At 43.6% G+C, this 4,299-nt stretch carries 4 protein-coding genes; 1 reads left to right on the top strand and 3 read right to left on the bottom strand.

The features are described 5' to 3' along the window. Positions 1-30: 30 nt before the first annotated feature. Positions 31-1,143 (top strand): energy transducer TonB, encoded by a 1,113-nt coding sequence (locus CXF82_RS00645; protein WP_257982696.1) that lies wholly within the window; start codon positions 31-33, stop codon positions 1,141-1,143. A 76-nt stretch (positions 1,144-1,219) separates the two neighbouring features. On the opposite strand, the gene CXF82_RS00640 is transcribed toward CXF82_RS00645, so the two are convergent. Genes CXF82_RS00640 through CXF82_RS00630 form a run of 3 tightly spaced genes read right to left on the bottom strand, consistent with a single transcriptional unit; the run spans position 1,220 to position 3,919 of the window. Then, positions 1,220-1,789, bottom strand: a complete 570-nt coding sequence (locus CXF82_RS00640) for a LutC/YkgG family protein (protein ID WP_101092647.1) — start codon at positions 1,787-1,789, stop codon at positions 1,220-1,222. A 4-nt stretch (positions 1,790-1,793) separates the two neighbouring features. Continuing rightward, positions 1,794-3,167 (bottom strand): lactate utilization protein B, encoded by a 1,374-nt coding sequence (locus tag CXF82_RS00635; protein WP_101092648.1) that lies wholly within the window; start codon positions 3,165-3,167, stop codon positions 1,794-1,796. An 8-nt stretch (positions 3,168-3,175) separates the two neighbouring features. Next, complete coding sequence (locus tag CXF82_RS00630; RefSeq protein WP_101092649.1) at positions 3,176-3,919, bottom strand: (Fe-S)-binding protein; 744 nt, start codon at positions 3,917-3,919, stop codon at positions 3,176-3,178. Positions 3,920-4,299: the final 380 nt, after the last annotated feature.

Here is a 4,299-nt window from a genome sequence, read left to right as displayed (position 1 = left end):
TATGAAGTTTTATAAAACAGGATGTTAGAAATGAAATTATTCTCTAAAACGATATTGGCCACAGCATTATCCGTGACAATGTTTGCCGCTAGCCCACTATCAGCCTCAGAGTTTGGCGATACCTATAAGGCCTACAATGAGGCAGTGGCAGCAGAGAACAGTGCTGATATTGAGACCTATGCGCTTAAGGCTTATCAACTTGGTAAACAAAAGTTTGCATCAGATAGCCTTGATATTGCCATGCTTGCCCTCAATGCTGCGGATGCATTAATCCTAAATGTACCGAAAAGTACTTATGCCGAAGAAAATGCCGCAAAGGCCAAGAAGCTCAAGCAGCAGGCATTTGAGCTTTATAAGGTTGCACTGGTTAACTACACCAAAAGCTACGGTGATGAAGCGGTTGAACTTATAGATCCTTTGATGGGATTAGCTGACTCCAGTAGTAAAAAAGATGCTCGTGAGTATTTAGATGATGCATTGGATATTGCAGAAGATTCTGATGACGTATTGCTGCTAGCCGATACCCAAATGGCCTACTTTAAAGTGCTAAAGAACACTCGCTATTACAGCCGTAAAGTACGTGATTACGCAATAGAGGCCTATGCAGGCTATAAAGAAGTACTTCCTGAAAATTCAATGAAACGAGTTTTAGCCGCTTTTACCGTTGGCTCGATTGAATATGCGGAGAAACATTATGATGCCGCTGAGGTAGCATTACTCTATGTGATTAAGCAGTTTGAAGCTTTGGACTTTGATCATCCGTATGAATTGGCTGCACATGCTAAGTTAGTTGAGATTTATGAAATCCAAGGCGAAAGTGATAAGTCCACTCAGCATTGTATTGCTATTGGCAGTATGAAGCCTTGGAGTGCAGAGCAGGAGCAAACACCGCTGTTTAGAGTGCCGCCTAAGTACCCTATGTCATCCTTGAAAAGAAGACAGGAGGGCTGGAGCCAAGTCAGCTTTACTGTTAATGAAATGGGTTTTGTGGTTGATCCGGTTATTATGGATTCTAAAGGGGGTTCAGCTTTTAATAAAAGCACACTTAAGGCATTAAAGAAATGGCGTTATGCGCCTAAATTTGTAGATGGTAAAGCGGTTGCTGCAAATTCGACGGTACAGTTAGATTATACAATACAGTAATTACAAACTACATTATTAAACGGTATAAAAAGCTGAGGTGACTCAAAAGTGAGCACCTCAGTGTCATTATGTATGACTAGGTTAAATACACGTTTAAACTACAGGCGCCATGCGCGCCCACAACCAGTGCTTGCTCAATATCTGCCGTTTTAGAAGGTCCAGCGATAAACGTGCCAAACTCCCCTGGTGCTAATGTCATTAAACTAGTGGCTTGATGCATATTGGCAACAATGCTTTTAGCTTCTATCACTAGCAATAGATTTTCACAAATGAACGGCGTCACCCGGTGGCCCAGATTCTTGGTATTTACCCAGATAGCACCATTTTCTGCTACACCACAATCCCCAGGGATCACCGCATAGTCGATATCTCTTAGTTCATGAGCCGTAGCGCTGACCTCACGGTTACCACTAATGCCCTCAACCATAGAGATAACTTGCATACCTTGAGCAATGTGCTCATCGACAGTGGTTTGCAAATTAACTAAGCCACCTTCGCGATGAAGAGTACCTGCAACCGTTATTAAGTTAGCTTCGAACTGGCCAACTAAATCGTCAATACGTGGTGCAACATCAATAGTCGGCATAGCGTGTGGTGCCATAGCGGCACTTTTTAATGCATTTAAAATATGTTGTTTGCTAGACATGTTATTAGCCTCTATTTTTCTTAAACCAAGCTTCGAAGCTTGAGTTCGGTGCCACTGGGAGCTCGCGATATTTGCCCCATGCGCCTGAGAAAGGTTTTAGTAAACTGCCGGGGAGTATTTTTAACGCCATACGGGCAATACCCATTGAACAGTTGAGCGCGGTTTCACTGGCCATAAACTTACCGACTAATGGCATGTAATTGGATTTACCGTAAGGCAATTTACCGGCTTCAGCTTTAAGTCTTCGATGGTGGTGAATAATCTTGTCTAACGGCACTTTTGTTGGGCATACATAGGAGCAGCTGCCACACAAGGTACATGCCCACGCGATAGAGTTAGTATCATCATGCTGAGCACCCACAGCGATACCGATAGGACCTGGGATGGTGTAGTTGTAACTGTGTCCACCAGAACGACGATAAACAGGACACGTATTTAGACAACCACCACAGCGAATACATTTTAGCGCTTCCGCGAGGATCTTATCTTTGAGCATATCAGTACGGCCATTATCGACAATAATGACATGCATTTCACCGCCGTCCTGTGGACCACGATAGAAAGAGCTGTAAGTGGTGATTGGTTGACCTGTGGCGTTTCTCGCTAAGGTACGCAGTATTACCGCGGCACTCTCTAGGTTGGGTACAACCTTGTCAATTCCCATAGAGTGTAACTGCAATTTGGGTAAGTTAGCTCCCATATCAGCGTTACCTTCGTTGGTACATACCACCACGGCGCCTTGGTCTGCAATCGCCATATTAACGCCGGTCATTGCGGCATCGGCAGACAGAAATTTCTCACGTAGGTGTTGGCGAGCTGCACGCGTTAAGTAAAGTGGGTCAGAGGCGCCAGCATTAGTGCCGAGCTTCTCATGGAATAGATCACCCACTTCCTCTTTTTTCATATGGATAGCCGGTACCACAATATGTGACGGTGGCATTTCAGCTAGCTGAATAATACGTTCACCTAAATCAGTATCGATAACTTCAATGCCACGCTCTTCCAAATATGGATTCATGTGGCACTCTTCGGTGAGCATCGATTTAGATTTGACTACCTTCTTTACGTGATGCTTGGCCAAGATCTCATGCACAATACGGTTGTGTTCTGCGCCATCTTTAGCCCAGTGCACCTTTATATTATTCTTAATACAGTTTTGTTCAAACTCTTCTAAATACTCTGTCAAATGGGTCAGTGTATGCAGTTTCATCTCTGAGCCGATTTGACGTAACTGTTCCCATTCTGGAATGCTTCCGGCAGCACGATCGCGCTTTTCGCGCAGTGTCCACAATGCTTTAGAGTGCCAATCAACGCGAGATTCGTCTTTGCAGAATATCTCCGCTTTATGGGCATGAACGTTAGATTTTGAAGTCGACATGTCTGCTCCTATAGCACTGCGTTAAGAATTTGAGCGATGTGGCGTGTTTCGATAGGCAATTTTTGGCGTCTAACCATACCGTCGATATGAAGGAGGCAAGATGGATCGAATCCAACAGCATATTTGGCTCCGGTTGCCGCGTGCGCTTGCGCCTTATCTTTGCCCATTTTGGCTGATACCGCGCCTTCATCAACGGCAAAAGTCCCCCCGAATCCACAGCATTCATCTAGCTTATCTGGATACACAATTTCGATTTCAGGGATTGCGGCAAGTACGGCTTCAAACTTGTTCTTGCGGGGGCCCATTTGCTCGCTTGGGGTGGCCAAATCAAGCATACGAATACCATGGCAACTCATCTGAAGACTAATTTTGTGTGGAAATGATTTACTAAAAGCAGGGATCGGCGCGACGTCGTGTAAAAACTCAGTCAATTCATATAGCTTTGCAATCACGGCTTGTGCTTCTGGGCTATCGTCGAACTCGTGGAAATTTTCTTTAGCAGCCACTAAGCATGAGGCGGCAGGGCAGACGATGGCATCGCATTCAACACCTTTAAAGGCATTGAGTAGTTTTAATGTGGTTTTCTTGGCTTCGTTAAAACAACCTGAGTTAGTCATTGGTTGACCACAGCAGGTTTGACCTGAAGGCAAGATGACTTGATGACCGAGTTTCTCTAGTAGTTCAAGTGTTGCGATCCCGACTTCTGGGACCATCTGATTCACTAGACACGGAATGAAAAGTGCTATCTTCATTTTGCTTTCTCTTCTATTTGCAGACATTGTTAGCAATTTAGAGCCGTAAAAAGTCTGCAAGAAGCGGACTTTAATATAGACCCGGTATTCGCTTTAGGTTTTTATCACCTGTTCAATATAGGCCCATAACCTTGTAAAAAGTAGTGCTAATTTAGCAAATAAGAGTGAGTATTTTTGCAAAAATGAAAATAAGCTAGGTGGTTGTATATTAAAGAAATATCGAGTTAAAACTCTAATTAAAAATGAGCAGTTGTTAAAAGTGGAACGTTGTTAAAAATGAATTTTTGGGAGTCAGTGAATTCCAACTTGATGAAAGTGAAAAGAATTAAGGGCAAACATCGCCCCTAACTTTCTATAGCCTGATTAAAAGCTGCCGATTA

The sequence above is a fragment of the Shewanella sp. GutDb-MelDb genome (genome assembly GCF_002836075.1).
Taxonomy (GTDB): domain Bacteria; phylum Pseudomonadota; class Gammaproteobacteria; order Enterobacterales; family Shewanellaceae; genus Shewanella.
Note: the sequence above shows the minus strand (reverse complement) of the source record. Positions and strands in the feature narration are given on the sequence as shown.